The following is a 26493-nucleotide window of genomic DNA, read 5'->3' as shown; positions in this document are numbered from 1 at the left end:
ACAGCTCAGCGACGCAACGTCGGCGCTGACGCGCATTGAGCTAGGCAGTTGCCGCACTGGCAACTCGTTCGATGAACCAAAAATGGATCAAAATGCGGCACCGAATTGAGGACAAGTAACTATGACAAAACGGACCGAACAAGGGAACCAGGTGCAGGGCCCGGCGCCGATGTCCTTTCCCAAGATGCTGTCCCTTGAGCAGGTTCAGGAGATCCTGAACCTGGGCTCGCCGGCCGTCTATGCCTTGGTGAGAAGCGGCGAGTTAAGGGCCGCGCAGTTCGGCGGCCGCAACATCTGGCGCGTGCGCGAAGACGATCTTGTGGCATACATCGACGCTGCCTACGCAAAGACTGAAGAGATCATAGCCTCAGGGCAGATCCCCGACAGCGAATCTGCCGGGGGTTAATAGTGGCTGCCCGTAAGTACGCCGTGGGGGATTGGTTTGCGGTTCCTCTAAGGGATGGCGGCTTTGGCTTAGGCCTGCTTGCCCGCGGAAAACGCGGAGGCACTCTGGTGGGTTACTTTTACGGGCCAAAGAGGAGTAGCAAACCAACTCTCGAGGACGTTGCCGGACTTTCGGCCGCCGATGCCGTTCTCGTTGCCAGGTTTGGGGATCTCGGACTCAAGCTGGGAGAGTGGCCAATTCTAGGACGTCTCGATTCTTGGGATGCCAAAAAGTGGCCTCTGCCAGTCTGTACGATATGAGCAACTGACTGGTCAGTCCTTCGGGGTCTTTTACGACGAAGGGGACCCGGGCAACTTCCTCGCGGAAGAACATATTCCGCAAGGCCTGGCCGAGCAGGGCCCGTCCAACGACCTGTTTGGCCACGGGGCCTTGGAGAAACGGCTCACCCGCCTTCTGTCCTAATCCGCTATTCTCGTTCCATCTGCGCCCGGGACCACCGTCCGCACGGCAACAGGAGAACTCCGTAGGTCATTCTTTGACGGACCAGCGCTGGTGAGCGGACTGCCGGCTCATGCCCGTGGCTGACCCCGTGAATTGCGTCCGCTGGGGTCGGAGGAAAGTCAAAAAGCTCATCGTCATTCGTAGCGAGAGCTATTAGCCGATGCCACGTCAGGAAGAATGGCCTCATGTGCGGCAGATATGTGATGTCCAAGGCCACCGGGGACCTTCTGAGTTATTTCGATGCGAAGGAAGTGGAGGGCACTCCGCCGTCGCCGAGCTGGAATTTGGCGCCTACTCAGGATGTCCCCATCGTGGCCGAGCGGCTGGACGAGGGCACCGTCGAGCGGCATCTGCTCATAGCCCACTGGGGCCTGGTCCCGTCCTGGGCGAAAGACGTCAAGATCGGAAACAAGCTGATCAATGCCCGCAGCGAGTCGATCCTGGAGAAACCTTCCTTCCGCAAGGCGGCCGTTAAACGCAGAGGAATTCTCCCTGCGGACGGCTATTTTGAATGGCAGACGACCGAGGACGGCAAGAAAATCTCCAACTACCTCTACTCCGAGAAGGAGCCCGTGCTGGGGTTTGCTGGGCTCTATGAGTGGTGGGCTGATCCGTCGTTGCCCAAAGATGACCCGGGCCGCTGGCTACTCAGCTGCACAGTTCTGACCACCACCACCCAGGACGCCTTGGGCCATGTCCACGACAGGTCGCCCGTGATCAGTCCGCGCGACCGCTTCGCTGAGTGGCTGGACCCGGATCTGACCGACAAGAAAGACATCCAGCACCTGTTGGACTCCCTGCCTGATCCCGTCCTGACTCCGCGGATAGTCAGCACGAGAGTCAACAGTGTCCGGAACAACGGACCCGAGCTGATCGAGCCGGCTAAATGAGCACGCAGAATCGACAGCCGTAGTGAGCTTTCCGTCGCTCACGCCTCGGAGGAGCGCCCTGCCGCTGCGAGTAGCATTGCACCCAATTGGCCAACAACGGAAGGAATTCATGTCATGCAGTACGTTGTTCTGCAGGTGATCCTGAAAGAGAAACTGTGGGGAACCGGTTCAGGGAACCTGACCGCCTTGGAGAAGGCCATCAATGATCAGGCCTCGAAGGGCTACCGGCTCCACACCATCACCACCGCGAGCAGCGGGAGCAAAGGAATGATCGGCGGCGGTGACCGCATCCAGGCAACGATGGTGTTCGAGAGCCTCGGATAGTCGCACCTTGCGAAACGAGCTGTGGCGACTGGATAGCCTGTAGCACTCCGACAAGACAGTTCGCTGTCCTCAGTGCCAACGTCCATGTCTGGAACCGTACCGAAAGTTGTACTGTGACGGGTGATCATGGCGGGAGTTTTGGGATAACTTACGGGACAGTCAGGTTACGCGACATTCCGCGGATCCAGGTCAGTGGGGGAGTGTCCCACCGAGGGTGTCCTGCACCCAAGGAAGTGGGACACCCGGAGCGGAGGCGCTGCCCGTCAGCGACAGCATTAAATTACAGGAGCGGCTGGTTGCATTAGCTGGTTACGCCCGGCCCGGAGCAATCCTCACTGGTCCGGTGCCGCCGAGACTTCATTGACTCGATGAGCGAGATCAGTCGAAGTCCCGTCGTGGACCGAATTAGCAGTTGTCCCTGTCGGCCTTCACTCGCAGTACTGCCACCCCGGTGGCCGCCAGGCGTGCCATCTGCCGACACCAGGTGCCGCCGCTTTCCATCGGACGCCAAAGTGATCATTATGACGTAGCCGTCGAAGCAGCCCTAAGACAATTCGCCCAGCCTCGCAGCGATACGGGCCTTAGCGGCAATAACGGCAGCTGTTTGCTCGTCCTTCGCTTTGCTTTCTAAGTCGAGCTGGCCGCGCACCTCTGGATCAACATCCTTGAACACACGTGCCAGCTGCTCAGCAGTAAGGACTGGCATGATGCCCAAATCGCTGGGCCCACTAGTGCCGTAGCATTGGTCGACCAGTTCATGATTTCGGATCAGGTCGTTGATGCTTTTGCGGTTGTCGAAGAAACTGCCCTCAGTGCGTTCCCCGAACCTTAACTTCCACATATCTTCGGCGAGTGTGACCAGCAGCTGCTCTGTCTTCCCACCACCGAAGCCCTCGTCAGACCATTGAACGTCCTCCACCCACACCGGAAGATCAGCCCGGACTGTTTCCAGGGATTCGGCATACTCATCGCGTCTCTGCCGAGCAAGTTGCTCTTTCTTTGATGCCGCCTGCAGTTTCTCGTGCATGACGACATCGGCCTGCTTTAGGGCAGAAGACAGGACTTCCACTTCGTCGGCAGCAGCTGAGGGCGCATCGACTGCCCGGCGTACCTCGATGGTTCCGTCATCGAATACCGTCCAGTATTGGGTGGGGTCGGTACCAGGCAGCAGTTCACGGAGAGTCCGCACCCAGGCAGGGTATTCGGCTTCGGCAGGGACATCAGCAATTCTGAAAGTGGCACGGATATTTCCATGGCTGAAGTCGACGGAAACGCACTTGTCGATTCGAGCCGGACCATCCCCTGAACGAACCCTCCGTCGGGCAAGGGCGGCGCGATGTCTGCGATTCGGCGTCCACGAAGCTGCTGCTCGTTCGTATTCGACGATCCATTCGAAGACGAAGCTCAGCACTCGTTCAGCATCGTCTGAGTCCAGCACATCGCTTTGCTCAGCGATAGCCAGGGTGAACCACTCAGCTTCCGCCAGGTCTTGGGAGAATGCCGCAGCGTCGAGGACAGACTGAACGTTGTCGATCCGTCCGTTGAGGAAGTCGTAGCTCTTCTTGTCGATCAGCTCACGACTGATGGGGGCAAAGGCAGGTCGGCGGCTGCCGTGGAGTCTGGTCCACTTCATCGACACCTCACGGTAGGCTTCTTTCGCTATGTCGACGCATGCTCCGGGTTCCCCCGCTGCCCGGGCTGTCTCGGCCTTACGAATGAATTGACGGAGATCTGGATCTCGGATGGCATCCGACAAGACGACACTCAGAATGTCGACGGCAAACTGGGCCTCGATAAGACTGGAAACGTAGACCTTAGCTGCACTGGCCCAAACTGGCACCTGTTCACGGTCCGGCTCGAGCCCCTCATGCTGAGAGGCGTTACGCGCCCGCCGCAGGTGCCGAATGTCGGGTAACACGGCCGGCTTCCAGCTGGAGCCGAAACTCTCCCTGAGGCGACTAATCAGGTCTTCCAATTTGCCGTTCGTGGGAATCGAGAGGCTGCGTGTGACAGCTACTATCGAGCTGGCACGCTCGACTGTTGCGTCCAAGGCGACGATGGCAGTCCCTCGTCGATATTTGGTCGCACCCTTAGCGCGAGACAGTGCATCTTCCAGGGAAAGGCGCAGAGCGACGAGCTGCTCGACTTCATGCACCGTCAGTGAATTCATTGCTTCTTCATATCCGGTACCCCGGCTGCCGGGCCGGGCGACACGCCAGACAGGGGATGTCCCACGGCAAGGAAGTTGCGTGCAGCCCTCCGGGGCCGTGCTCGAACGTCGCGCCCACCCAGAACATGCCGATCGTGGTCGAATGTGCTGGTGAAGGCGCCATTGACCGACACCTACCGCACGCACGACCGTTCTGCCGGTGTGGCTCAACCGGGAGTTTATCCACGATTGGTGTTCCAGTTCCAAGGAAGTGGGACACTCCAGCCCAGTCCATTAATCCACCAGCATTAGAAGGCGTGCCGGGCCGGGCGGCTTCGCGAACCACGTCAGTAGAAAGGCCCAAATTCGTCCTGCAGCCACTGCTGGTAGGAGGCCCTCTGGGCCTCTTGTATTTCTTCTTCTCTCACGTTGTCGATTGTGAGGTCTAGGTGAAGGAGCGGAAATGTCCAACCCTGGGCAACGGTCTCGCCGGCCTTTGCTCGGGCGAGCCGTGAAGGCCCTCTCGGAGTACCGGGATCGCGCAATTCATCTCTACAACGCCCAAGGCCTGGGGGCGATCATCTACCCATTCCTGCAACAAAATGTCCTTAACTACCGGGACTTCATGCTGGCCAAGTTCAACAAGGATCTTGCTGATTCCATGACATGGCAGCTCCTGCCGCTTGGAGCGACAGCGCCGGCGGACGCCGTGAGATTCATGCGTACGGACAGCAACGCAAAGATGGTTACCGAAGTGCGGCAGTTCATCGAAGCGCTGCGAGGCTACATGGACGAGGCGGAGGCGGCAGGTAGCGAAATGTCCCGCGTTGCCACGCTCTACGACATCAACATGCAGTCCGTGAAGAAGATGACGAGTGCGGACCTTGTCGTAGCCATCTCCCCGACGGGTGATGGGCAAGTTGTGGTGCGGAAGACCGACCCCAACAAGACTCACCCCTACAGCATGAAAGAGCTACTGGAAAGGGTCAACGACCGACGGGAAGGGCGTCCCTTGAATACCTACGACTATCAAGTCGTGTGCTGGAAAGAAAACCTGAAAGACGAGGCGAAGTACGCGTGGAAGCACAGCAACGCGGCAAGCTACGTGTGGTCCGGCGACGCCGTCTATTTCCTAGCATCATTCGATGATCACTACTACGACAATTGCCGAGCTGAGTATCGCGAGAGGACTTAGGGATCTCCCATCTTGCTGCTGGATCTTAATGAAGGCCCCGGCACCGTGAAAACAACGCAGGATCGGACCTCGTGGATGTGACCGGGTCCTAGGTCGGTGGGTTAGCCGACCTTGGTCCAGCTTCCGCAGCGCTGGCTGACGAAACCCTCGCCTGCGTAGACGCTGACTACCGGCCCCTGGGGTGCGAACGAGATGAAATCATTCTCGATCGTCGCACCCTGTGGGCCAGTGCGTTCCCAGTAGCAGTCATGGACGCCGTTGGCTCCCGCCGGCACGCTAACCTGGTAGGCGCCTTCGGCGATGTCCTTGCCGACTGCGAACGTGCCATCGTCCATAGAGGTCTTCGGCGCCGGCGCGACCCCACCGGCGACCCGGACCAACTCGGACACGAACGGGGCATCAGGGCACATCACGGCAGCGGCCTTCGCCTCGGACCTGATCTTCGGGCCCCCGGCAGGGTATTCGCCGTATTTGGTGTCCCAGCCTTCCGCTTGCGGAAGAGTGCAGAGCAGCAGGATGCTGCCGTACGTCGAGGACGGAAGGCTGATGTCACCGCCGTCGGCACCAACCTGCTTCACGACTGCAGCCTCGTCTGGCGCCAGTGTGAACTTGTCCCGGTACCACTTGCCGCCAACGTAGAGGTCGCACGACTTAAATTTCGGGAAAGACGGGGCTGCCCAGATTTCTTGGAACTTGGTGAATGACTGGTTGTCTTTCGCCGTGATGGCACTCTCTGACGCGGAACATTTGAAGCTGTACCGCAGCGACCGGACCCGCGCCGCTTCCTTGACCGCCGCCGCGGCAGTGGCTTGCGCCTGGGTTCCGTCGATCTTGAATGTCACAACGGCGCCAGGCTGAAGATCCTCGCCGGGGGCTGGATCCGAGCTGACCACGACGGCCGGGTTCTCTGGTGTCTCGGTGAACTTCACGCCGTCGCTGCCCACGACTTCGTAGACGATGCCGGCGGTGCGGACCAGGCTCCGGGCATCCGAGAAGGTTTTGCCCGCCACATCGGGAACTTTCTTGGGCGCCACCGACGGGGTCGGACTAGCCGATTCTGTCGGCTGAGATGCCGGCGCCCCGCAACCTGCCAACAACAATCCAACAGTGGCAGCGGCCACCCCGAGCATCCTGAACTTCACGTCCGTGTCCCCCTCATTGATGGCCGCATGTGCGCTCATCCTATGTCCGGTCAGGCAGCAGGACAGCTCCTCCGGTGATTGTTTCTTGGCCCTTTCGCGGTCAGGGTCCGCCGCTGCTCAGAGGTCCGCGTGGACTATCCGCCTCGTACGTTGGGGGATCTGGGCGGGCGGCCGCGCGTCCTGCCGTTCCGCCAGCCGGGAAGGAGCGAGTCCAGCTGCGCTTCTTTGTCTTGGTCCAGTTCGTTGCGGCGGTATTTCATGCGCTGGATGTGCAGCCACATGCCCAGGACCCGTTCGTCTTCGGCATCTGTCTTCTTGTGGCGCGGCCAGTCGTTCCCGGCAGCCATATAAGCGGTGAGTTCTTGCATGCGTTGGTTCCAACGGGCTTCGTCTTTGGACGTGCGGGTCCGCAGTTCCCAGCCGTGGATTTCCTGCAGGCCGACGCTGTAGGTGGGGGCGAGGGTGCCCCAGTCGTGGTCCTGGCGCCGTCTTGTCAGCCACTGGGCGAGGGTACGCTCACGCGCAGAGGACGATTTAGTCGAGGGGAACCGGCCTTCGGTCTTGTATAGGACGACGGTGTCGTAGAGGTTTTGTAGCCCGGCTGCGGTGATACGGGTGACCGGCCGTGGGCGGGTTGCGTTGCGGTGGTCGTCCCGGATGGACGGTTCCGTGGCGGCGGCGATGGCCAGATGGTAGCGGACGGTGCTTTGGCCGACGCCTGCTGTGGCGGCGATCTTGGTGGAGGTGAGGCCTTGCCGGTACATCTGCACCCATTCCGGGTGCGGTGCTGTCCTGTGTCCGGGCATCCTGTTCAGCTGCCTTTGCGGATGGCGATCAGCTTGGCGCCTTCGGGGATGGCGGCCTCAAGTGCGGCCTTGGCGTTGTCGTAGTCATCGCCCTGGGCACTGATGTGGTCGGTGCTGCCGTCGGCCATTTGGATCGTTCCCGTGAGTTCCACCGGATCAGCCTAGTTGGCTCTCCCGGATCCTGGCAGCTGTGCGGCGAAGCCCTCCAAGGCGCGGTGCAGCTGTGGTACCCGAGGAAGGCAGTTCACGGGCCGTGCCCCGCCAAGGTCGTGGGCGGGGGTGACCATCCAGACGGTGAAGTAGTTGTGCGCGAGCCTCAGTTCCAGGGCGTGCCGGAACAGCGTCCGTACCGTGTGGTGTACCTGGCCGCCGGGGAGGAACTGGAAACCCGGGCAGTACGTTCCCTCACGGACGAAGATCCGGATGAGCTGCCGCATGACCGGGTCGGTGTCTTCCACGAGTTCGGCGAGCCGGCGCCGGACCTGCTCCACGGTAGGCAGGGCGAATTCGGCCCTGATGGACTCCCAGAGGTGGTCGGGCACGGGTTGGCCGATGATGGGGGAGGGCATCAGCTGCCGTCGTCGATGGACTCGAGCAGCCAGGCCGTGGCGAGGGGCTGACGGCGCAGAGTGAACGTCCTCAGCGCAGCGTCGGGGCCGGGGATCCGGGCCTGGACGCGCCAGTATTCGACGCTGACCAGGTCTCCGCTGCCTTTGGCTGCGTTGCGTCGGGTGTCCCACCAGGAGTCCCGTCCGTACCAGTGCTGGGAATCCGTGTCGGGGTCGACCAGCCAGATCTGTCCGTCGTGACGGACGGCGAGGGGTATGCCTGCAGGGTCGAGCCGGACCTGGACGATGGTGGTCTGTATGGGGGCTTCGTGGGTGATGGTCATGAGGTGCGTTCTTTCGTGGTGCTGACGTGCCAGTGCGGTCGTGCGATAGTTAGGCGGCTTTGACGAGGGGGAGTTCGTCCCAGTGGGTGGTGTAGCGGGGGGAGAGCATGTCCCGTTTCATGGTCCAGTCCGGTCCGCCGCGGATCCCGGCGTGGCCGAGGCCGATCGAGCCGCGGCCGTAGCGGCGGGTGACGTCTTCGAGGAGGGTGCCGACGTGGCGTTCCTCGTGCGGGTTCTCGAACAGGGATAGGGGTGCCTGGTTGCCGGTGGGCCGCAGGTCGGTGACCATGATCCCGGCCCTGGCATATCTGACACCCTCATTGATGTGGGGCAGGAGGGCGTGGGAGGCCTGGGTCAGGATGACCGGGTCCGCGGTGGGCATCGGCAGCGGGATGCAGACGGAGGGGTAGGAGGTGTCTTTCGGGTTGAAGTGCGAGGTGCCGGCGAATGCCGTGAGGACTTTGGCTTGCAGCCCGTGTTTGGCCAGCCGGGCCGAGGCCTGCTGGCCGTAGACGCTCATGACCTGCCGGATCCCGGCCGCGGTGGTGATGGGGGTGGCGAAGGAGCGGGAGAAGATCAGCTGGTCCCGCCCGATCCGTTCCTCTTCCATCGGGATGCAGGGGGTGCCTTGGAGTTCCAGGACGGTGCGCATCATGACGACGGAGAACCGGTTCCGGATCATGACCGGGTTCGCCCGGGACAAGTCCAGGATCGAGAAGATTCCCATCGAGTTCAGGCGTTTGGTCAGCCGGGTCGCGACGCCCCAGATCTCGATGACGGAGAGCCGGCCCATGAGCCCTTCGCGTTCCTGGGCGGGGATGGAGTCCCAGTGGCAGACCCCGCCGAAGCCAGGGTTATTCTTCGCCCATTTGTTGGCCAGTTTCGCCAGGGTCTTGGTGGCGGCGATCCCGACGCAGACGGGTACGCCGACGTTCCGCCGGACGGCGGTCTTCATCGCCCGGCCGAGGGTGAGGAGTTCGTCGGGGGTGCCTTTGACGCCGAGGAAGGCCTCGTCGATGCTGTAGACCTCCAGCCAGGCCGAGTACCGGCCCAGGAGTTCCATGACCCGGGCGCTGATGTCCCCGTAGAGCTCGTAGTTGCTGGACAGGGCAACGAGTCCCCATTCCTTGGCCCGGGGCGCGAGCTTGAACCAGGGCTCACCCATGGGGATACCCAGGGCTTTGGCCTCGGGGGAGCGGGTGACCGCGCAGCCATCATTGTTGGACAGGACAATGACCGGCCGGCCTTCCAGCGACGGGTCGAACGCCCGCTCCGCGGACGCGTAGAAGCAGTTCACATCCACGTGCGCGATCTGCGGCATCCGCCGCATCACAACCGGCCTAGACATGATGAAGGCACCTGGTGGCGACACCCCAGACCGTCAGTTCGCTGAGGCTAGGCACCTGTATGTCCGTATAGGCGGGATTTTCTGCCTGCAGCACCACGCCGGTTGGCGTGATGCGCAGCCGCTTGATGGTCAGTTCCCCGTCCAGGACCGCGACGACCACGCACCCGTCCCGCGGCTCCAGCGCCCGGTTCACGATCAGTTCATCGCCGTCGCTGATGCCGGCGCCTTCCATCGAGTCCCCGGACACCCTCACCACGTACGTGCTGGTGATGTCTTTGATCAGGTGCACGTTCAGATCGATCCGGCCATCAAAATAGTCCTGCGCCGGCGAGGGAAACCCCGCCGCGACCGGCACCGGTGAGATCAGCACCGACAACAACGACACGCCCGCATCTATCACACGGGGACCAACAATAACGCCCACAACACACCTTTATTCGAATATATGTTCGATTCATTCAGTGTACTCGTGAGGGCGGACATTCGTTCCGACCATGCGCAATTGCATCGGATGCAGGACGACCTGCGGAACCGGCCATCGGCAGGCGACCACGGCACGGCCCGTGGGTGCGGGGCGAGGTTGGGTGCGTTCAACTGATCGTTGACGGGCCCAACTGTCGGGGTGAAAGTGAGGGGATGGCTACGGACAATGAAGTTCAGGCAGTGGCGCGCGTCATCGATCGGTTGGTGCAGCGGTTTCCCGACAAGCCGCGCTTGGTAGTTGAAGAGATCGTTGGCGAGGAAGTCAACGCGCTGGATGGGCCGATCCGGGATTATGTGCCGGTTTTGGTTGAACGGGCTGCCAAGGACCGCCTCGGACACGGATTCACACTTCCACGCGCTGCTTCACCGACTCCATTTTGTCCACAGCCTCCAGAGTGGATCAGTCCTGAGCCGGGCGCCGTGTCCTGCGCAAAGTCAAAGACCCGCCTGGGATCAGGTTTCCCGGTTACCGGGGGTGGTCGTAACCGGCGGGTTGGTGTTCCTGCCGTTGCTGAGGGCTGTCTTGATGTCGACCTTGGCGGTGTAGGAGATGGACCCGTATTGGAAGAGCCTGACAGCGAGGCGGAACATGATGGCCGAGCCGATGAAGAGGATCGCGATCACAATCGCAGCTTCCCAGATGCTGAGGGATCCGAGGCCGTTGCGGAGCATGGCGGTGACGGGGGAGGAGAACGGGAAGTAGGTGAAGACCTGGACGATGAGGGCCTGGGGGTTGGAGAAGATCAGCGAGATCGCATAGAACGGCACGAAGATCAGGGCCATCATGACGCCCATGAAGTTCCCGGCTTCCTTGGCGGTCGGCATGACCGCGCCGATCGCGACGAGGGTGGTGGTGAAGAGGGCGAACCCGCCGATCAGTAGCAGGAACCCGATGATCATCGGGACAGGTTCGAAGACCAGGGCGGCGAGGTCGAGGTCCGGGATTTTGATCTGGTCGCGGAAGAACAGGTAGCTGATGGCCACGGGGGAGGCGAAGACGATCATCTGGACCAGCCCGATGCCGAAGAGGGCGATGACTTTCCCGCTGATCAAGGTGGTCGGGTTCAGGGTGGTCAGGATCATCTCTCGGTGACCCTGTTTTCCTTCTCTTCCAGGGTGGAGGAGAGCATCTGCCCGGCGAGCAGGATGATCAGGGCGTAGAAGATGACCAGGAACATCAGCGGCGGCAGGGCAGCGTTGAACCCGCCCGCTTCCTGGCCATCCTTGAAGGTCGTGACATTGATGGTTGCGTCACCGGCGGCGAGGGTGGTCAGCGCGTCGGACCCGATCCGGGCGTTCACGGCCTGGGTGAGCATGGCTTCGGCGACGGCGGAGTATTTGTTGTTCTCGAACAATCCCTGGTCGGCGCCGTAGACCTTCACCTCCGTGGTGGCAGGGTCGGCGGGGAACTCGAAGTACGCGTCCACCGTCCCGGACCGGACCGCCTCGACACCCTGCTCGGACGAAGCCGCTTGGGTGGCTTTGAAGAGTCCGGCCTGGTCGGGGGTGATGAGGCCGGAGGCGTCGGTGTAGGAGATGGAGAACTGGGCGTTCTCCTGGGCGTTGGCGGCGGATGCGGTGGAGCTGTTGCTGATGTAGATCAGCCCGAACACGACGGCCATGATCAGGGGCACGGCGAGGGTACCGACCCAGAAGCGTTTCTTGCTGATGGTGCGGAGGAATTCGAAGCTGACGACGGTCCCGAGGTTGTGCTGTGCCATGTCCCTAGACCTTTGCCGTTTCGTAGGTGGCCGCGTCGGCCTTGTTCTGGTCGCCATAGACCCGGATGAAAATCTCCTCCAGGGAGATCTTCGTGGTCGTGAACCCGCGGACGGTGACACCGGCGGCAATCAGGTCTTTGAGGATGTCGGCCTCGTCCGTGTCGTCGGTGATGGAGAGTTCGGAGTAGTTCGTCTCGCTCAGGGTCACCGTGTAGCGGGGTGAGGGCGGGACGGGGCCGGCGTGTTTGAGGCGGATAACGCGGCCGCCGTACTGGTTCTGGACCTCATCGATGGTGCCGTAGGCCTCGGAGGTGCCGTTCTTCAGGAGGATGACCCGGTCACAGAGCCGTTCGACTTCCTCCATCTGGTGGGTGACCATCACGACGGTCGCGCCCGTGGTTTTCTGTTCGGCGATGATGTCCATCAGCAACCTGCGGTTGACCGGGTCAAAGCCCTTGGTCGGTTCGTCCAGGATCAGCAGCTCGGGTTCGTTCATGATCGTCACCCCGAGCTGGACCTTCTGCTGCTGCCCGCCCGAAAGCTTATCGAGCTGGACGTTGGCCTTGTCGGGCAGCCCGACCCGGTCCAGATACTGCAGGGACCAGGACTTGGCGGCGTGCCGGTCGATGCCTTTGAGCCGTCCGAAGTAGGTCATGATGTCGATGACCTTTTCCTTCTTGTACAGGCCACGTTCCTCCGGGAGGTACCCGAGCCGGTCCCCGTCCTCAGGCCGGAACGGCCGCCCATCGATGTGAAGAATCCCGCCGGTTGGCTGGTAGATCCCCAGCAGCGCCCGGATGGTCGTGGTCTTCCCGGAGCCGTTGCTGCCCAGGAACCCGAACGTCTCACCCCGTGCCACGTCGAACGACAGATCCCGGATGACGATTTTGTCCCCGAAATCCATCCTGAAATTCTCGATGTGGACGAGTGCTTCGCTCATGGCTGTTCCCCAACGTGACCGGCAAATGGTCTTTCGAGTCTACCGACGGGTAGGGCGGGCATCGCTCAGCCTTGAGGCGTACTTCCTCGGTTAGTCGCCGTTCAGGTCGAAGTCCAGATCCAGGTCCTCCGGGGAGAGAAGCTTCCGCCAGGTCGAGGTGACCCGGGCGGTGGGAAGTTCTGCGGCGATCGGCATCCGGTCCGCGGCAACGAGCTGGTCCAGGTCCAGACCGGTGAGCGCGGCGATGTCCCGAATGGGCACCTGGAAGGTCCGGAACGGGCCCAGCGGGGGAGCCTCCTCCACGGCCCCGGGCCGGGGCACGTCGGGCAGGTCTGCCAGCTGGGGTGTCTGGTCCACGATGTAGCCGGTGGCCGCGAGCTTGCCGTCCTGCAGGAATGCGGCGACTTTGAAGAACAGCAGCGGGATGTCCACGCCCCGGTACACCGGATCTGTCTCCCCGAACACGGGCCCGGTGAACACCACCAGCCGACGGCCGTAGTCGGCGGCGTGTTCCAGCAGGTAGGACTCCATGCCCAGCCACAGGTCCTTGCCCTGGTTGAACTTCGCTGCCTGCGGTGCCGCGTTCGTGTAGTGGAACGTGTCCTCGTTCGCCTGCGCTGCCTCAACCTGGCTGTCGCCCCAGACAGCTGAGGCTCGCCGGACCAAGTGCCCACGGTCAATATCGTTCCGGGCGTAGAGCCGCTCACCGGTCTGCTGGTCCTCGGCCAGCCGGGGGTCCAGCCGCCACGCTATGCCGGACCGGTCCAGGCCCATGAGTTTCTCCCCGGCGACCCCGAGGGATGTGACGGCGGCCAGCCGTTTATCCAGCCGCATGAGCACCGAGAAGTGCGTATAGGGCAGCAGGACCGTTTCGGCGCCCGCCAGGGCCGGCACTGGGACGGGCACACCGAGGAAATTGGTGTCGAACCCTGTCCGCTCCGACAAACCACGTGGAGCAGAACCAGGTACCTGCAACAGTTCATCCATGGCCGGACAGTAGCAGCCGGAGCTGACAGGCCGATGAATGTCCTCCGGGACCGAGGGACGATCAGCGTTCCCTGTGCACACCTAACGGGGCCCGGTGCCGGGGGATGGTGGGGTGGACCCGATTCTGAACCGCCGTTCTAAACCCTTGGATAGTAGTAGTAGTAGTCGTATCGTTACTACTTCTACTACCTTTTGGGAGAAGACGCTATGACGTCGAGTGTGAAAGACCGCGTATTTGCCGCCGCCGAGCAGATCAGCGCCGAGCGCCGCCCGACCGTCTCCACGGTCCGCTCTGCCGCTGGCGTCAGCAACGCGGACGCTACCCGCTACCTGAAGGAATGGTCGGAGGAGAAGCTCGCCGCCGGGGGACAGGTCGCCGCGACACCGCCGGCCGTGCTCGAACAGGCGGCGCGGCTCGCGGCAGCCTGCTGGGCGGAGGCCTCCACCCAGGCGGCCGAACGACACGCCGCCGTCGAAGCAGCCTGGGCGCAGGAACGCAAAGACAAAGACCTAGAAATCGCCGAGCTCGTGGCCGACCTGGACAAAGTGCCAGCCGAGAAAGAAGCCGCGGCCGCTGAATTCAAAGCCCGCATTAGCTCTTTAGAGTCCCAGCAGAAGACTTTAGAAAAGGAGCTTGCTACCTTGGGCTCGCAGCTTGAAGAGACGCGTGCAGCAGAACGCGCCGCCGCCGGGGCGGCCGCGGAGGCGGAGAAGAAGCTCGCTAGCGCCGAGGCGCGCAGCGCGACCCTGGAGAAGGTACACAACGCCTTGCTGCAACGCGTCGCCCCGGAGGCGAAGGCCCCCGGTGCCTAAGCGGCGGATCTATGAACTTGCTTATCGCCACAGGGATGACTGCTGGCACCACAGCCGCGGTGGCGGCCGCGCTCATGCCTACCGCAATGATCGTGCTTGCCGGGGCATGAGCCCCCGTCGGCGGAGGTTACTGGAGGCTGGAGCGCATCCACCGAAAGCCGGCGCAGATACGGCGATTTGAGTACGGACAGATGTGCTCTGAGCTCCAGTTTGGAGTCGCAAGTGCCCGCCGGTTTCCCTATGAAGGTGTATCGGAGGGGGGACACGGAACTCGTCTCCGTAAGGCCGTCCAGCAGCGTTGAAACAATCACCATTGTGTACAAGGAACATGGCTTGTGGGACAGGCTCGAAAGGAAGATCCCTAAGCGCAGCACCCTATATGCGCAAGACTCAGTTGATGAGGGCTACCAGCAATGGGACACCCTGCATCTGAATCCCTGATTCTCTCCGTGCTGGCACGCCCAGCACGAATACCGTCGATAGCGGAAGGACGCCAAGCATGGAGTTTGAACACAAGGTGCATGCCTTGACGGTGGGCCAGCTGCGAAATGCACTGTCCGGCCTCCCGGATGACATGCCAATCATTGTAGACGTCGCGGAGGAACCGGGCGGCGACACTGTTCAAGAGCAGGTTGTCATTCACGCTGGCTTTGGTCACGGAATCGATGGCAGGGGGGAGCCGTTTATCGGAAGGGAATTTCGGATCGGCTGTGAGTTCCCATCCGGAACCTATCTGCGTTGACCGATAACGGCCGCTTGACCACAACTGTCCCACCGTGGGACAGTGGGACTGTCCCACGCTGGGACATTCTTCCTGGAGGGGTTGCCATATGTCCCAGTTCGCGAGTTCATCCGAAGCATTCCGTGTAGCACGTGAGCGCACGAGTGTGGCTGCGTCTATCGAGGCCGGGGCGCTGCACATGGCCATCTACGACGCTCGCGAGGCTGGACTATCCATCCGCGAAGCTGCGGCCGCGCTGTGCGTACCCAAGAGCACCGTCGCGCGCCATTGGCGCGAGGGGCATCGCTGCGTTGATGTTGCCCCGACGTGGGGAAGCCCTGAAGCTTGGCGGGCAGCTCATCGCGCTGTGTGGGCCCATGACCCTGTACAGCAGCGGGACGAGTGGGTGCCCTACGAGTGGAGTGACGAGTCCGACGGCGGGCGCGTTGCCACGCCCCGAGCCCGCGGGATCATCCGCCTGGACGGTGAGGGGAACGCTGTCGTCAATCTCAACGAGGACGACCACTAACGGCGGTTTCCGTGCGCTGCTCGCCCTGTCATTTTCAGAAGCTGACTGCACTAATTGCCCCGCGATTTCGGGATGAGTGCAGACGACTTCTGAACAGTGGCTGCTCGATACTCCTCTGCACCAATCGTCACTTCGGCCCGGCATTCCGCCTCCAATGGCATAGTGCAGAGGACTCCTGACATTCGGTGCAGACGACTTCTGAAAATGACAACAGGGGACACCGGTGGGCGCTAATTGCGGACGGGTGAGCCCTCTCGACGGGACGGTGACCACGGCTGACGTCTCGCTTTACGAGAGTGCTCAGGCGAGCCCTTCGATCCGTCGTTTGAGGTCATCCACTGACGGGCTGTATCCGCGGCGGTTCATCATCCCGAGGACCCTAAGTCGCGGAAGGCCCGCGATGGGAGTGAGGTCATGGTCCAAGATCTTGGTCGATCCGTGGAGATGGAATTCCTCAAGGTTGATAAGCCCTGTCAGCGGACTCAGCGACTCGATGTCGCCGCTCTCGGCGATGTTGAGTCAGCGTAGTCCTGTGCACTCTGCGAGATCGTTGATCTTCGTCAGTTTCTTGCAGGAGACCAGCTCAAGCTCCCGGATTTCGGAGCGGCCGCGGAGCTCAGAAATGTCGTCAAGCCGTGAGGCTAGGTAGATGCCGAGTCGCTGCAGCCTGGGGAAGTGGGATAGGCCAGCCAGAGATCTCAGTCTCGGACGGTCCTTCATCCGGAGCATCCGGAGGGTTTCGAGATCGGCATGTGAAGACAGCGGTTCAAGATTGTCAGGCGTGTAGGCCAGCAGGAACACGTATTCGAGCCCGGAGACTTGGCTGATGGTGTGCCTTACCTGTGCCCAAGATGCTCCGAGACTACGGAGCTTGGGTAGTTCGGTGAGCCTGATCTTTAGATCGGGCTTGGTGGTCACATGCAGCGATTCCAAGGTCGGGGCAAACGTGTAGATGGGCTCGAGGTTGGTCAGGCGCCGGTCGATGATCTCCAGTTCGCGAATCGGGAGCCCGCGGAGGAAGTCGAGTGTCGGTTCGTTAAATCCGTGCGCATAGTTCAGCACGAGCCGGTGGGCGCGGCCCTCCTGGAAGATCCGTGCCGATTGCGCTGTCCAAGGTTCGGTCACCACAATTTCGCCGGTCTGCTCGTTTTTCATTGCTTCCCTGCGAAGACGAGGATCCCGGTAGCGTTTCGGCGTCATGCCGTTCGGGAATCCGGGGGGCCGTTCATAACTGTAGTTCTCCAGGCAGCCGGGCTGGACTGTTACATTGTTTTCGATGGGGGCTCATTGGGTGCTTCCTGCACTCTCTAAGGCGGTCCTATATGAGAATCCAAGTTCGAAATCCGAGTGATCTACCTAAAGCGGATACGGCAGCCTATTACGCGGAGAAGTCCCGCCGCGGACGGACCGGCGTGGGCATCTGTCTTACCTTCATCGGCCTGGCCTGGGTGTTGGTGCTGGCGGCGATGTACGGGACGAACGGACCCTACATCGCCACTCTTGGCGAGAGCGAGATAATCGGACTGATACTGGCCGACGCTCAGAATGTTTTCTTCGCTATCGTCCTGATCATCGGCGGGATCTGGAACATCACCGCGCGGCGCAGTAACTCCAAAGCTCCGCTGATCGCTGCACTTGTTTTGTCAGGCCTGGCTCTCGTTTTGGATGTCATCAGCATCGTTGAAGTTGCCACAGCCACGATGCCGAATGTTGTTGGCGTGATTTTTCACGTCGGAATCTTTGTTCAAACCATCAGGCTCCTAAAACTAAAGCCAATCAACCCGCTCTTGTTGCCTATCTCGTAGTTCACCTGGACCCTGCCGCGTCTGCCTTGGGTTCAGCTGGACCCACGAACGCTGCCGCCTGATACAACGCAAATCTGGCAGCTGCGCTGGACCAGTCAAGGACCGCGCGCGGCCGGCCGTTGATCTCATCGGCGGCGAAGTGGACCTCAGATGGTTCCACAGTGCTGAGGTCGACCCCTTTTCGGAAGTATTGGCGGAGTAAGCCGTTCGCGTTCTCGTTCGAGGCCCGCTGCCAAGGGCTGGCGGGATCACAGAAATAGACCAGCGTTCCGAGCGCTGCAGTTACCTCGGGGTGCTTTGCCATTTCGGACCCCCGGGTCCCAGGTCAATGTCCTCCGCAGAGTAGCCGGTAAGACCCCGAGGGCCTCAATGAGTTGATCGCGCATGACATCGGACCTGATCCCTGCTGGAAGCACAAAGGCGATGAGAAAGCGTGAGGAACGCTCCACCAGGGTGACTATGGCCGATTTGTTCGCCTTCCCCATGACGAGGTCACCTTCCCAGTGGCCTGCTTTCTTCCCGGGTGGCAATATGGGTTGGTCGGTCGCCGATCTTAAGGGCATCGGTGATGTACCGGCGCGGTTTCACCTTGGTCCGCGACCGCGGCCGCCTGCTGAATTTCCCGGAACGCAACAGCCGGGCAGAGCCAGACGGAACTCAAGCCATAAGGGCCCGGTAGATCGTCTCGTGCGCCAAATGCCTGTGGGATTCTCCAGGAAACCGTTCTTTCAATGCTCGGCAAACCTGTTGCGGGCTCCATCGCTTCGTCAGGACGACAAAGACGCGTAGGTCATCGTCGCCGGCGATCTTGGACAGGCGCGGTCTCGGGCGTCTCCTCTGCGCCAGTTTCTGGGCACGGAAGGGATGATAGCGCCGAGAGTCAGGACGGTTTCGGGCCAGGGATGCCCGGGCTGCGCCGGGCGGAGATGGCGGCCCAGCTCGCGCCCTGCACGTGTTGAAAGGACTGTAGAACGGCCCACGATCCGCAGCTGACCATCAATGGGCAGGCCCGCGATGATCGCTTGGGGCTGCGTCATGGGTCCTATGACGGCGGCGCAGATAACGTCCAGAACGTTCTTGTGTTTCAACTTCAACCAGGAGCGCGAGGCGTCGTATGTCTGTGATCCTCCCTTGAAGACCAACCCTTCAATTCCGGTGGTGGGAAGATCCCGTAGCCAGGTCTTGGCCAGTTCCGGGTCTGTGGTGGTGGGGGAGAGTGCCAGCGGGGCGGCCCATTCCCGGGCCAGTTCTTCGAGCAGCTGCCGGCGGCCGGTGAACGGGACACCGCGGACGTCCTGCCCGGCGACGGCCAGAACATCGAAGGCCGCGAACGCGGCCGGCAACTCCTGCACCAGCGCCGGCAGAGCCAACCTGGACGTGACCATGCGCCGCTGCAGCGCCTCGAAGTCCAGCCGATCCCTGTTCCAGATAACGGCTTCGCCGTCGAGGACAACACCGGGTGGAACCTGAGCTCCGAGGGGCTGCGGCCAGATCAGGGAGGACGCGGGTGAGCTCTTTGCCCTGGCGGGACCAGAGCGTCACCCCGTCAAAATTTATGAGAGCGATCATCCGGTACCCGTCCCATTTGGGTTCGGCGTATAGCCGGCCCGGTAGTGAGCCGGGTCCCGGGAAGTTTTGACGAGTTTCGCCAGGGCAACAGCAACCGGGGGTTGCAGAGCTGGCGGGATGGACTCGCTCATGGCCCCAGCCTAAAGGGACGGGCCGTTTTACCGCTCCGGACCGGTCTGGATGCCCTCGGCAGTGTAATTCTGGGTGTGCCTGATGGTCTCCGCCATGGCCCGTACGGACTACGGGTCGTCCTGCCAGCGGCTCTCGTCCCGCGTGCAGGCCGGGAGCGACACGACGCCTGCTTCCGTGGCCGCCTGCCGTAGTTCGGCCCACGCCGCTTCCAGGTCCGCCAGCTGCGCGGGCGTCAGCGGCTCGGGTTCCGTGGCCACCACCGCGGCGGAGGACTCCGCTGCGGCCGGTGCTCGGCGCCGGGTGAAGAAGCTTCGCAGTCCCACAGTCCAATTCCTCCTTCTGACAAAAGGTTTCCCGCCTGGGATTGGGGGAACCCGGCGGGACAACCCCACCGTACCAACCGCGTCTGACAAGTCCGAGGGCAAGGGCAGGCTCGCCGGGCTCGCCCTGGTTTCCGCTGCGCTTCAACCAGTGTTCGGGCGTCCGCTGCGCGGCCGGCTGTTGGGTGCTGCCGGCCCGTCGCAGAGCTCCTGCCCGTCATCACCTTTGTCTACGTCTTCGACGTTTTTTGGTTGCTGTCCTTCGGATTCTAGGCGTCCGCTCCACCCCGTCTAGCCCCTCCGTTCCTCCGGGGCCTGCGGGGCAGGAATTTCCCTCCGGCGCTCCTGCGTCGCTGATTTCCTCCGGAAATTTCCCGCCCCTTGCCCTTTGGGTAGACAGGGCTCCGTCGGCCGCCGAGCAAGCGAGCTTGCCAGCAACCAAAAAACAACGGGGGAGAAGGGCAGCAGCTGGCACCGTTCCACAGCCCCCTCACCCACCGAATCCTCAGCAAAGGACACACGCCATGAGTACTGTTTCCACACAGGCCGTCACCACGGCGGACACCGCCGAGACCATTCTCGCCGCCGTTGTTCTGGGCGATTACCACATGAACGACGGCTGGGACTGGATGGACCTGATCGGCCAGCACGGCTGGGCAGCGGTGAACGTCTGGGGTTGCGACGGCTGGGACGTTGGCCAATGGCCCTACGTCATCGTCGCCGCGACCCGCGCCACGGACAACACCGGGGAATTGTTCGGCGTGGCCACGTACTGTGAGGGCGACGTGAAGACCACCTATTACCGGACCCAGGCCCGGCAGTGGGACGCGATCACCGAAGAGGCGTTCGAGTCGTGGAAATGCGGACAGGCCACCGGACCGGCAGACCTGCCACTGGCGGCGGCCGAGCTGCCGAGCCGCTACCGCACCCCTACGCCCCGGCCTTCGCCTAACAGTCCCTGAGGTGCTGCGCCCCGTCACCCACGGGGCGCAGCACCCCACCACTTCCAAGGAGCACCATGAGCAACGACACCACCGCCAAGGGCATCACCGCCCTGATCTACCGCGACAGCTTGGGCATCGACTTCTCCAACCGGGGAATCTCCGCCCAGGTCACGGAAGTGACCGTTATCGGTCCCGGCATTGACCCGATATTCCCCGCGTCCAAGGAACGGCCCGCCGTCCGGATCGTCACCGGCGAAGCGTTTGATGGCGGCATCACCATCCACGCCGTACCCGTCACGGCAGAGGGGGAACCGGCCCCGTGGTACATGTTCGGCGGGACGTTCGTTTTCAGCAGTGACTCACGCTTCCGGGCAGCTGCAGGCCACTATGGAGCGTTGCCGCTGCACGACCGCCAAGAATAAGAAATGCGGTGGCCGGGTCAGATGGTCCGGTCACCGCTGGCGGTCCGCCGTCGTGGCCGGCCCGGGTGCCTGGTTGGGGCGGCGGACCGCCGTTAGCGCCACGGCCATGAAACGTCGTTCAGTGCCGACGGCGGCCTCCGTCGCCGGGATCCGCGCCGTGCTTTCTGTGGTGAAGGTACATGGCCGGCTCGCCAGGGCTCACCATAATGGTCGTCCGCTGCGCGGCCGGCTGTTGGGTGCTGCCGGTCCGTCGCAGAGCTCCTGCCCGCCATCACCTTTGTCTTCGTCTTCGACGTTTTTTGGTTGCTGTCCTTCGGATTCTAGGCGTCCGCTCCACCCCGTCTAGCCCCTCCTTCGTCGGGGCCTGCGGCGAGTGAATTTCCCTCCGGCGCTCCTGCGTCGCTGATTTCCTCCGGGAATTTCCCGCACCTTGCCCTGTGGGTAGACAGGGCTCCGTCGGCCGCCGAGCAAGCGAGCTTGCCAGCAACCAAAAAACAACGGGGGAGAGGGGCAGCTGGCCCGGTTACGAGGTCCCCTCACCATCCCAATCCTCAGCAAAGGACGCACACCATGACTGATTCAGTACGCGCCACCGGCCCCGCCGATATCCTCAGCTACATCCCGCACACGCTGGGCAACGTGCCCCGCGAGTCGTTTGTGTTCCTGACCGTGCAGGGCAACCGACTGGGCGCCACCCTCCGGGTCGACGCGCCCACGGCGGCAACGCCGGGCATGTTCGCGCACACCATCGGCGGCTTTCTCGAAGCGGACAAAGCTGCCACGTCCGTCCTGCTCGCCGTTTACACGGACCTGACTGCAGAGGACTCCCCGCGCCCGTTCCACGAGTACATCGAGGCACTCATTGAAGTGCTCGACGCTGCCGGGACCCCGCTCAAAGACGGGTGGCTGGTGACCTCCACCCACTGGCAGGACCTGCTGTGTGACAGTGAGGCCGGATGCTGCGCACCCCAGCCGCTGGAGACGATCACCGACAGCGCCCTGAACGCCGAAATGGTGTTCCGCGGCAGCGCTTACAACGCCGGACCCGGCAAGACCTACGCGCCCTATGCCGGACCGGCAGAGGCCACCGAGTGGATCCAGTCCATGTATGGGCACCTGTTGGCCGAGGACCTGAGCGCACCACGGGCCCAGTGGGCCGCAGCTCTGGAAGCCAGTGACCCGCTGACCGGAGTCAAAGCGGTGGAGTTGGTGGCCGCATTCCAAGCCCCCGCCGTGCGGGACGCCCTGCTGGTGAACATCATCGACCCGGACCTGCCGGATGCGGAAGACAGCGGGGCGCTGCTGTTGGGCAGCGGGATCGCGCCGGACTGGACCCGCGTGGACAAGGCCCAAGCCGTGGCCCGCGAACTGATCACCGCAGCACCGGCGGGCTACCGCGCCCCGCTGCTGACCTTGATCGGATGGACGGACTACCTCAAAGGCCGGGCATCTTCGGCCGGGGAGCACTTCGCACTCGCCCAAGCCGACGTCCCCGGCTACCGCCTCGCGGAACTGCTGGAGCAGATGATGGTGCTGCGCCCGATCGCGGACACCGCCAAGAACCCGGCGACCGCCTACAAGCGGGAACGCTAAACACCCCCCCCGCGGGGCCGGGCCAGCACGGTCCGGTCCCCTCAGGTGGGGCGCGGCGGCCTCCCCCGCAAGCTCCGCCGGCCGCCGGTCACGCTTGCGCGGGCGCAGCACCACCGTGAAAGCACGGAAATACCCGTCGGGTTAGAGTGGAAACACGACGACCAGGCGGGAGCCCCACCATGAGCCACGGATTCATCCTCACCGATGAGGACAAAGCCCCTGAAGGCATCACTGCGGCCGAAGAGGCCGTCGAGCTCGCCATCCTGGGTAACGACGAAACCAGGTCACCCGCGGACTTCACCTGGGACAACCAGGGCCAGCAGTACTAAGACTCCTGCAGCGATGTTGCTGCACCTATAGATTTCCTTTTGCTGAGGGAAAACAGGGAGGGCCGGCGCCTGCAAGGTGCCGGCCCTCCCTCCTGTTAACAGGCCCCTGGCGCGACTAAAGTACTCACTCCCTGGGGGAGCTGGCGCGACTAAAGTACGGGCTTTGTTTGGTGTTCGGGCAGGCTCGCCGGGCTCGCCCTGGTTTCCGCTGCGCTTCAACCAGTGTTCGGGCGTCCGCTGCGCGGCCGGCTGTTGGGTGCTGCCGGCCCGTCGCAGAGCTCCTGCCCGTCATCACCTTTGTCTACGTCTTCGACGTTTTTGGGTTGCTGTCCTTCGGATTCTAGGCGTCCGCTCCACCCCGTCTAGCCCCTCCGTTCCTCCGGGGCCTGCGGGGCAGGAATTTCCCTCCGGCGCTCCTGCGTCGCTGATTTCCTCCGGGAATTTCCCGCCCCTTGCCCTTTGGGTAGACAGGGCTCCGTCGGCCGCCGAGCAAGCGAGCTTGCCAGCAACCAAAAAACAACGGGGGGAGAGGGGCAGCTGGCGTTCCACAGCCCCCTCACCTCGAGTCGATGAAACAAGGAGAACCACCTCATGACTGCAATCGCAGAAAACCCCATCGCTACGGCCCCGACGCTGGAATGGCTGGACCCGGCCACGCTGACCGTGGACGTGAACGTCCGCAAGGACGCGGCACTGACCCCGTCCTTTGTGGCCAGCATCAAGGAACATGGCGTGCTGGAACCGGTGATCGCCCACCGTCAGGACGACGGGACCGTGCGCGTGCTGATGGGACAGCGCCGCACCTGCGCCGCCGTCGAAGCGGCCCGTCCTCTGATCCCGGTCATGGTCATGGACAGCCCCGAAGAAGCCGAACGGATCGTGACGCAGGTGGTGGAGAACATCCAGCGTGCCGCGCTGACCGAAGCGGACGAGGCCGACGCCTACCACCAGCTGTCCCTGATCGGTGTCTCAGCGGCGCAGATCGCCAAGAAAACCGGGCGGACCAAGACCACTGTTGAGGATGCCCTGAAAGCGAAGTCCACGGACGCGGGGTCCGCCGCTCTGGGGAAGGGATGCACGATCGAGGAAGCGCTGATACTGGCCGAATTTGAAGGGAACCAGGATGCTACGGAGGAAATCGAATCCGTGCTGGCGGACGAGCCGGACCAGTTGCATCACGTGGTTCAGCAGTTGAGGGACCGCAGGGACCGAGCCGCCGCCCTCACGGCGCTGATTGCCGAACTCGAAGCGGCAGGGAAGACCATTGTGGAGGACGCAGGGCACTACGCAGGGGAGGAAAACCTGTACGTTTCCGCCGCCCGCCGCTCCGATGGGGAAGACGCAACCGAGGACGACGCTAACGCTTACATCATCACCAGCAACTGGCAGGGAGAACACTCCGCCAAACCGGTCATTACCGGGTGGGAAGCGCTGGGCTTCACACCCAAGCACGAGCGTTACGACGGCGGCAGTTCCGCGCAGAAAGGACCGATGACCGATGAGCAGAAAGTCGAACGCCGGACCCTGATCGAGAACAACAAACTGATGATTTCGGCGACGACCGTACGCCGGGAATGGGTCACCGCGTTGCTGGCCAAGAAGCAGGCTCCCAAGGGCTGGCAGTACTTCACCGTCCACGCCATCACCCACCACTCAGAAGTAGCCAGCGGCTACGACGGTGAAGTGGCCGCGCACATGGCAGGAGCAAAGATCGAAGGGGAGAAAACGTGGGCGTGGAACCCGCTGAGGGAACACGTGGCCAAGACCACGACCCGACCCGAGTTCGCCTTGATCGCCCTGATCTGCGCCGGGTATGAAAAGACCATCGCCAAAGATTCATGGCGGGCACCGCACCAGTCCCACCGCGACTACCTGAACCAGCTCGTCACATGGGGTTACACCGCATCGGAGACTGAAAAGATCATCATCGACAGCGGCAAGTAACCACCACCGGGCATAGAAAAACCCCGGACCCTAGATGTTCGTAGTATCTAGGTTCCGGGGTTTCTTCTCCCCACAGTCTACCGGCCAAAACGGGAAAAACTTCAAAGCCCGCACGGGCAGGGAAACAGGGCATCAGAACCGTGAGAATCGCGGGCGGTCCGCCTCCCCAGGTGGCAGCACCCAGCGTGGTCATCAGCGACGGACCGCCGTTCCAACGCGGCAACCGCTAGCAGTTCCGTGGGGACAGCGCAGCAGTTACCAGGAAAGGGTGTCCCCACCCATGAAGACCCCTCGCCCACCTGGGCACGCCAAAAGCTCAACCTCCGGGCTTTTCCCGCACACACCTGGACGACGGGGCCCAGCCTGACCGGCTGACCACACCCGCCAGCTACTCAAACCCAAAAGATGCCGTGGACGACACAGTGAACGTCCGTGGCCACCAGGTGTCGGCTGCTGCGGATCGTGGAGGGCCGGCTACCAGGGCGGCTCTATTCCGAGGACCAGGAACGGGGCGGCTACACGCCGGAAGCTGACGGCCTAACCACTGCCAGCACTCACCTAAAATTGATCAAGAAACCTCTAGATCACAGGGCAAAAGCCTATTTATTCAGTTGAATAATTGCTAGAATGGAGGTAGCAAGTCAAGCAGTCGAACGCAACTAGAACTCATACGAAACCAGGTACTGAAAATGACTTCTTCACCCACCGCTTACACGGTCTACACCAAGCCTGAATGCCCCAATTGCGATAAGACGAAGGCGTACTTCGAGTCCAGGGGCATCACCTACACGGCCGTGGATATCACCGAGAACCCCGCCGCCCTGGAGTACATCACCGTGGAGCTTGCCTACGCCCAGGCCCCTGTGGTGATTAATAACCGCGATGATCAGGATCACTGGTCAGGGTTGCGGCGGGACAAGCTGGTCCAGGCATCCATGAACCACAGCCAGGCCGCGTGAACACCATGGCGAATGCGATATCGGTGGACCGGTTCATCCTCAGCCCGCGACGGATCACCGACGCTGACTGGTTCGGACTTGAAGCCAATCCGAACGGCACCATTAACGTCCCGTTCGAGGACCCGCAGGAGGATCCTTGGGCTACACCCCAGACCACTGATGCGGCCGCCGGCTCTGAACTCCTGTTCTAAAAGGCCCCAGTGTCGGGGCCAGTGGCTACGCTGGCCCCGACACCCCCTCAAATCCGAAAGGAGAACCTCGTGATGACATTGCAAGACACCCAGCACCAGCCAAGGGAATCCAAGGACGAAGGCAGGAGGTACCTGCTCCGGGGTGCAGTGTTGCTGTGCGTTTTCATTCCCATGGGTTTTCTGAGCCCAGGGGCCGCCACCTGTCTCTTGGGCGCGGCGTTGGCAAACTTCGGACTGGCCCTGATCTCACGGTGGAAGACGACTCGGAAGCCGGCAGTGAAGCATTTCGGCTGGATCCTCGAGGCGGTGGGGGCAATAGCCATCGCGGTGGGCATGGTTCTGTTCACCAGAGAAATGTTCCGGTTCGTCTTGGGCTGATTCCAATCCGTATTTCTCCATACCCTCATGAAACACACCACTACCCGGATCGAGGCAGCA

At 62.4% G+C, this 26493-nt stretch carries 34 protein-coding genes and 1 pseudogene; 18 read left to right on the top strand and 17 right to left on the bottom strand.

Annotation, left to right across the window (positions count from 1 at the left end; all coding sequences use genetic code 11):
• Positions 1 to 121 precede the first annotated feature (121 nt).
• The 4 genes from ACZY1F_RS17920 to ACZY1F_RS17905 all read left to right on the top strand — a co-directional run bounded on the left by ACZY1F_RS17920 (position 122) and on the right by ACZY1F_RS17905 (position 2121).
• Positions 122 to 406 carry a helix-turn-helix domain-containing protein gene (locus ACZY1F_RS17920; protein WP_463943550.1) on the top strand — a complete coding sequence of 95 codons (285 nt, stop codon included), beginning with the start codon at positions 122 to 124 and terminating at the stop codon, positions 404 to 406.
• 2 nt (positions 407 to 408) lie between these two features.
• On the top strand, positions 409 to 705 hold the full coding sequence (locus ACZY1F_RS17915) for an immunity 26/phosphotriesterase HocA family protein (protein ID WP_463943548.1): 297 nt from the start codon (positions 409 to 411) through the stop codon (positions 703 to 705).
• A 387-nt stretch (positions 706 to 1092) separates the two neighbouring features.
• Positions 1093 to 1797, top strand: a complete 705-nt coding sequence (locus ACZY1F_RS17910) for an SOS response-associated peptidase (RefSeq protein WP_463943547.1) — start codon at positions 1093 to 1095, stop codon at positions 1795 to 1797.
• Between the two features lie 114 nt (positions 1798 to 1911).
• Positions 1912 to 2121, top strand: coding sequence for a DUF4177 domain-containing protein (locus tag ACZY1F_RS17905; RefSeq protein WP_463943545.1), 210 nt, complete (start codon positions 1912 to 1914; stop codon positions 2119 to 2121).
• A gap of 544 nt (positions 2122 to 2665) precedes the next feature.
• On the opposite strand, the gene ACZY1F_RS17900 is transcribed toward ACZY1F_RS17905, so the two are convergent.
• Positions 2666 to 4291 carry a hypothetical protein gene (locus tag ACZY1F_RS17900; protein WP_463943544.1) on the bottom strand — a complete coding sequence of 542 codons (1626 nt, stop codon included), beginning with the start codon at positions 4289 to 4291 and terminating at the stop codon, positions 2666 to 2668.
• Positions 4292 to 4733: 442 nt separating this feature from the next.
• Here ACZY1F_RS17900 and ACZY1F_RS17895 point away from each other — a divergent pair, with 442 nt between their 5' ends.
• Positions 4734 to 5465, top strand: coding sequence for a DUF3644 domain-containing protein (locus ACZY1F_RS17895; protein WP_463943542.1), 732 nt, complete (start codon positions 4734 to 4736; stop codon positions 5463 to 5465).
• A gap of 101 nt (positions 5466 to 5566) precedes the next feature.
• Here ACZY1F_RS17895 and ACZY1F_RS17890 read toward each other — a convergent pair whose 3' ends face one another.
• From ACZY1F_RS17890 to ACZY1F_RS17860, 7 genes are all read right to left on the bottom strand, one after another.
• Positions 5567 to 6646 (bottom strand): PASTA domain-containing protein, encoded by a 1080-nt coding sequence (locus ACZY1F_RS17890; protein ID WP_463943540.1) that lies wholly within the window; start codon positions 6644 to 6646, stop codon positions 5567 to 5569.
• 95 nt (positions 6647 to 6741) lie between these two features.
• Positions 6742 to 7413, bottom strand: coding sequence for a helicase associated domain-containing protein (locus ACZY1F_RS17885; RefSeq protein WP_463943538.1), 672 nt, complete (start codon positions 7411 to 7413; stop codon positions 6742 to 6744).
• A gap of 5 nt (positions 7414 to 7418) precedes the next feature.
• Positions 7419 to 7565 carry a hypothetical protein gene (locus ACZY1F_RS17880; protein ID WP_463943536.1) on the bottom strand — a complete coding sequence of 49 codons (147 nt, stop codon included), beginning with the start codon at positions 7563 to 7565 and terminating at the stop codon, positions 7419 to 7421.
• Positions 7566 to 7574: 9 nt separating this feature from the next.
• Positions 7575 to 7982 carry a hypothetical protein gene (locus ACZY1F_RS17875; RefSeq protein ID WP_463943534.1) on the bottom strand — a complete coding sequence of 136 codons (408 nt, stop codon included), beginning with the start codon at positions 7980 to 7982 and terminating at the stop codon, positions 7575 to 7577.
• On the bottom strand, positions 7982 to 8305 hold the full coding sequence (locus ACZY1F_RS17870; protein WP_463943533.1) for a hypothetical protein: 324 nt from the start codon (positions 8303 to 8305) through the stop codon (positions 7982 to 7984). The genes ACZY1F_RS17875 and ACZY1F_RS17870 overlap by 1 nt, the downstream gene beginning before the upstream one ends.
• Positions 8306 to 8354: 49 nt before the next feature.
• On the bottom strand, positions 8355 to 9653 hold the full coding sequence (locus ACZY1F_RS17865) for a Y-family DNA polymerase (RefSeq protein WP_463943531.1): 1299 nt from the start codon (positions 9651 to 9653) through the stop codon (positions 8355 to 8357).
• Complete coding sequence (locus tag ACZY1F_RS17860) at positions 9646 to 10077, bottom strand: LexA family protein (RefSeq protein ID WP_463943529.1); 432 nt, start codon at positions 10075 to 10077, stop codon at positions 9646 to 9648. Before ACZY1F_RS17860 ends, ACZY1F_RS17865 begins: the two co-directional genes overlap by 8 nt.
• A 212-nt stretch (positions 10078 to 10289) precedes the next feature.
• Here ACZY1F_RS17860 and ACZY1F_RS17855 point away from each other — a divergent pair.
• Positions 10290 to 10457: pseudogene (locus tag ACZY1F_RS17855) on the top strand (three-helix bundle dimerization domain-containing protein); the annotation flags it as partial.
• Positions 10458 to 10589: 132 nt separating this feature from the next.
• On the opposite strand, the gene ACZY1F_RS17850 reads toward ACZY1F_RS17855, so the two are convergent.
• From ACZY1F_RS17850 to ACZY1F_RS17835, 4 genes are all read right to left on the bottom strand, one after another.
• Positions 10590 to 11219 carry an ABC transporter permease gene (locus tag ACZY1F_RS17850; RefSeq protein WP_463943528.1) on the bottom strand — a complete coding sequence of 210 codons (630 nt, stop codon included), beginning with the start codon at positions 11217 to 11219 and terminating at the stop codon, positions 10590 to 10592.
• The gene (locus ACZY1F_RS17845) at positions 11216 to 11857 is read right to left on the bottom strand and encodes an ABC transporter permease (RefSeq protein ID WP_463943526.1); all 642 of its coding nucleotides are present in this window, start codon (positions 11855 to 11857) and stop codon (positions 11216 to 11218) included. Before ACZY1F_RS17845 ends, ACZY1F_RS17850 begins: the two co-directional genes overlap by 4 nt.
• 4 nt (positions 11858 to 11861) lie before the next feature.
• Positions 11862 to 12797, bottom strand: coding sequence for an ABC transporter ATP-binding protein (locus ACZY1F_RS17840; protein WP_463943525.1), 936 nt, complete (start codon positions 12795 to 12797; stop codon positions 11862 to 11864).
• A 90-nt stretch (positions 12798 to 12887) separates the two neighbouring features.
• On the bottom strand, positions 12888 to 13784 hold the full coding sequence (locus tag ACZY1F_RS17835) for a DNA/RNA non-specific endonuclease (RefSeq protein ID WP_463943523.1): 897 nt from the start codon (positions 13782 to 13784) through the stop codon (positions 12888 to 12890).
• Between the two features lie 207 nt (positions 13785 to 13991).
• On the opposite strand from ACZY1F_RS17835, the gene ACZY1F_RS17830 reads away from it, so the two are divergent.
• From ACZY1F_RS17830 to ACZY1F_RS17820, 3 genes are all read left to right on the top strand, one after another.
• A complete protein-coding gene (locus ACZY1F_RS17830; RefSeq protein ID WP_463943522.1) occupies positions 13992 to 14597 on the top strand; it encodes a DNA-binding protein in 606 nt (201 codons plus the stop codon).
• A gap of 499 nt (positions 14598 to 15096) precedes the next feature.
• On the top strand, positions 15097 to 15339 hold the full coding sequence (locus ACZY1F_RS17825) for a DUF6225 family protein (RefSeq protein WP_463943520.1): 243 nt from the start codon (positions 15097 to 15099) through the stop codon (positions 15337 to 15339).
• A gap of 145 nt (positions 15340 to 15484) precedes the next feature.
• The gene (locus ACZY1F_RS17820) at positions 15485 to 15847 is read left to right on the top strand and encodes a helix-turn-helix domain-containing protein (RefSeq protein WP_463943518.1); all 363 of its coding nucleotides are present in this window, start codon (positions 15485 to 15487) and stop codon (positions 15845 to 15847) included.
• A 519-nt stretch (positions 15848 to 16366) separates the two neighbouring features.
• Here the strand turns inward: ACZY1F_RS17820 and ACZY1F_RS17815 are convergent.
• A complete protein-coding gene (locus tag ACZY1F_RS17815) occupies positions 16367 to 17002 on the bottom strand; it encodes a hypothetical protein (RefSeq protein ID WP_463943517.1) in 636 nt (211 codons plus the stop codon).
• 167 nt (positions 17003 to 17169) lie between these two features.
• Here ACZY1F_RS17815 and ACZY1F_RS17810 point away from each other — a divergent pair, with 167 nt between their 5' ends.
• Positions 17170 to 17652 carry a hypothetical protein gene (locus tag ACZY1F_RS17810; RefSeq protein ID WP_463943515.1) on the top strand — a complete coding sequence of 161 codons (483 nt, stop codon included), beginning with the start codon at positions 17170 to 17172 and terminating at the stop codon, positions 17650 to 17652.
• 1 nt (position 17653) lies between these two features.
• On the opposite strand, the gene ACZY1F_RS17805 is transcribed toward ACZY1F_RS17810, so the two are convergent.
• From ACZY1F_RS17805 to ACZY1F_RS17790, 4 genes are all read right to left on the bottom strand, one after another.
• Positions 17654 to 17956, bottom strand: coding sequence for an IS30 family transposase (locus tag ACZY1F_RS17805; RefSeq protein WP_463943513.1), 303 nt, complete (start codon positions 17954 to 17956; stop codon positions 17654 to 17656).
• Positions 17957 to 18309: 353 nt separating this feature from the next.
• Complete coding sequence (locus ACZY1F_RS17800; RefSeq protein WP_463943647.1) at positions 18310 to 18468, bottom strand: hypothetical protein; 159 nt, start codon at positions 18466 to 18468, stop codon at positions 18310 to 18312.
• On the bottom strand, positions 18420 to 19145 hold the full coding sequence (locus tag ACZY1F_RS17795; protein WP_463943646.1) for an ATP-dependent DNA ligase: 726 nt from the start codon (positions 19143 to 19145) through the stop codon (positions 18420 to 18422). Before ACZY1F_RS17795 ends, ACZY1F_RS17800 begins: the two co-directional genes overlap by 49 nt.
• Before the next feature lie 315 nt (positions 19146 to 19460).
• The gene (locus ACZY1F_RS17790; protein ID WP_463943511.1) at positions 19461 to 19676 is read right to left on the bottom strand and encodes a hypothetical protein; all 216 of its coding nucleotides are present in this window, start codon (positions 19674 to 19676) and stop codon (positions 19461 to 19463) included.
• A 521-nt stretch (positions 19677 to 20197) separates the two neighbouring features.
• Here ACZY1F_RS17790 and ACZY1F_RS17785 point away from each other — a divergent pair.
• The 8 genes from ACZY1F_RS17785 to ACZY1F_RS17750 all read left to right on the top strand — a co-directional run bounded on the left by ACZY1F_RS17785 (position 20198) and on the right by ACZY1F_RS17750 (position 26433).
• Complete coding sequence (locus ACZY1F_RS17785) at positions 20198 to 20635, top strand: hypothetical protein (RefSeq protein WP_463943510.1); 438 nt, start codon at positions 20198 to 20200, stop codon at positions 20633 to 20635.
• Positions 20636 to 20691: 56 nt separating this feature from the next.
• Positions 20692 to 21039: a DUF8317 domain-containing protein gene (locus tag ACZY1F_RS17780; protein WP_463943508.1), complete on the top strand. Its 348-nt coding sequence runs from the start codon at positions 20692 to 20694 to the stop codon at positions 21037 to 21039.
• 570 nt (positions 21040 to 21609) lie between these two features.
• On the top strand, positions 21610 to 22632 hold the full coding sequence (locus ACZY1F_RS17775; RefSeq protein WP_463943506.1) for a DUF4192 domain-containing protein: 1023 nt from the start codon (positions 21610 to 21612) through the stop codon (positions 22630 to 22632).
• A 179-nt stretch (positions 22633 to 22811) separates the two neighbouring features.
• A complete protein-coding gene (locus ACZY1F_RS17770; RefSeq protein WP_463943504.1) occupies positions 22812 to 22961 on the top strand; it encodes a hypothetical protein in 150 nt (49 codons plus the stop codon).
• Between the two features lie 615 nt (positions 22962 to 23576).
• Positions 23577 to 24905 (top strand): ParB/RepB/Spo0J family partition protein, encoded by a 1329-nt coding sequence (locus tag ACZY1F_RS17765; protein WP_463943644.1) that lies wholly within the window; start codon positions 23577 to 23579, stop codon positions 24903 to 24905.
• Positions 24906 to 25594: 689 nt separating this feature from the next.
• A complete protein-coding gene (locus ACZY1F_RS17760; protein ID WP_463943502.1) occupies positions 25595 to 25864 on the top strand; it encodes a glutaredoxin family protein in 270 nt (89 codons plus the stop codon).
• Entirely contained in the window at positions 25861 to 26055 is a 195-nt protein-coding gene (locus ACZY1F_RS17755) for a hypothetical protein (protein WP_463943500.1), read from the top strand. The genes ACZY1F_RS17760 and ACZY1F_RS17755 overlap by 4 nt, the downstream gene beginning before the upstream one ends.
• A 69-nt stretch (positions 26056 to 26124) precedes the next feature.
• Positions 26125 to 26433, top strand: coding sequence for a hypothetical protein (locus ACZY1F_RS17750; RefSeq protein ID WP_463943499.1), 309 nt, complete (start codon positions 26125 to 26127; stop codon positions 26431 to 26433).
• The last annotated feature ends 60 nt before the right edge of the window (positions 26434 to 26493 follow it).

This window comes from Pseudarthrobacter xylosi (assembly GCF_055412765.1).
This window is presented reverse-complemented; position numbering and strand designations above follow the sequence as displayed.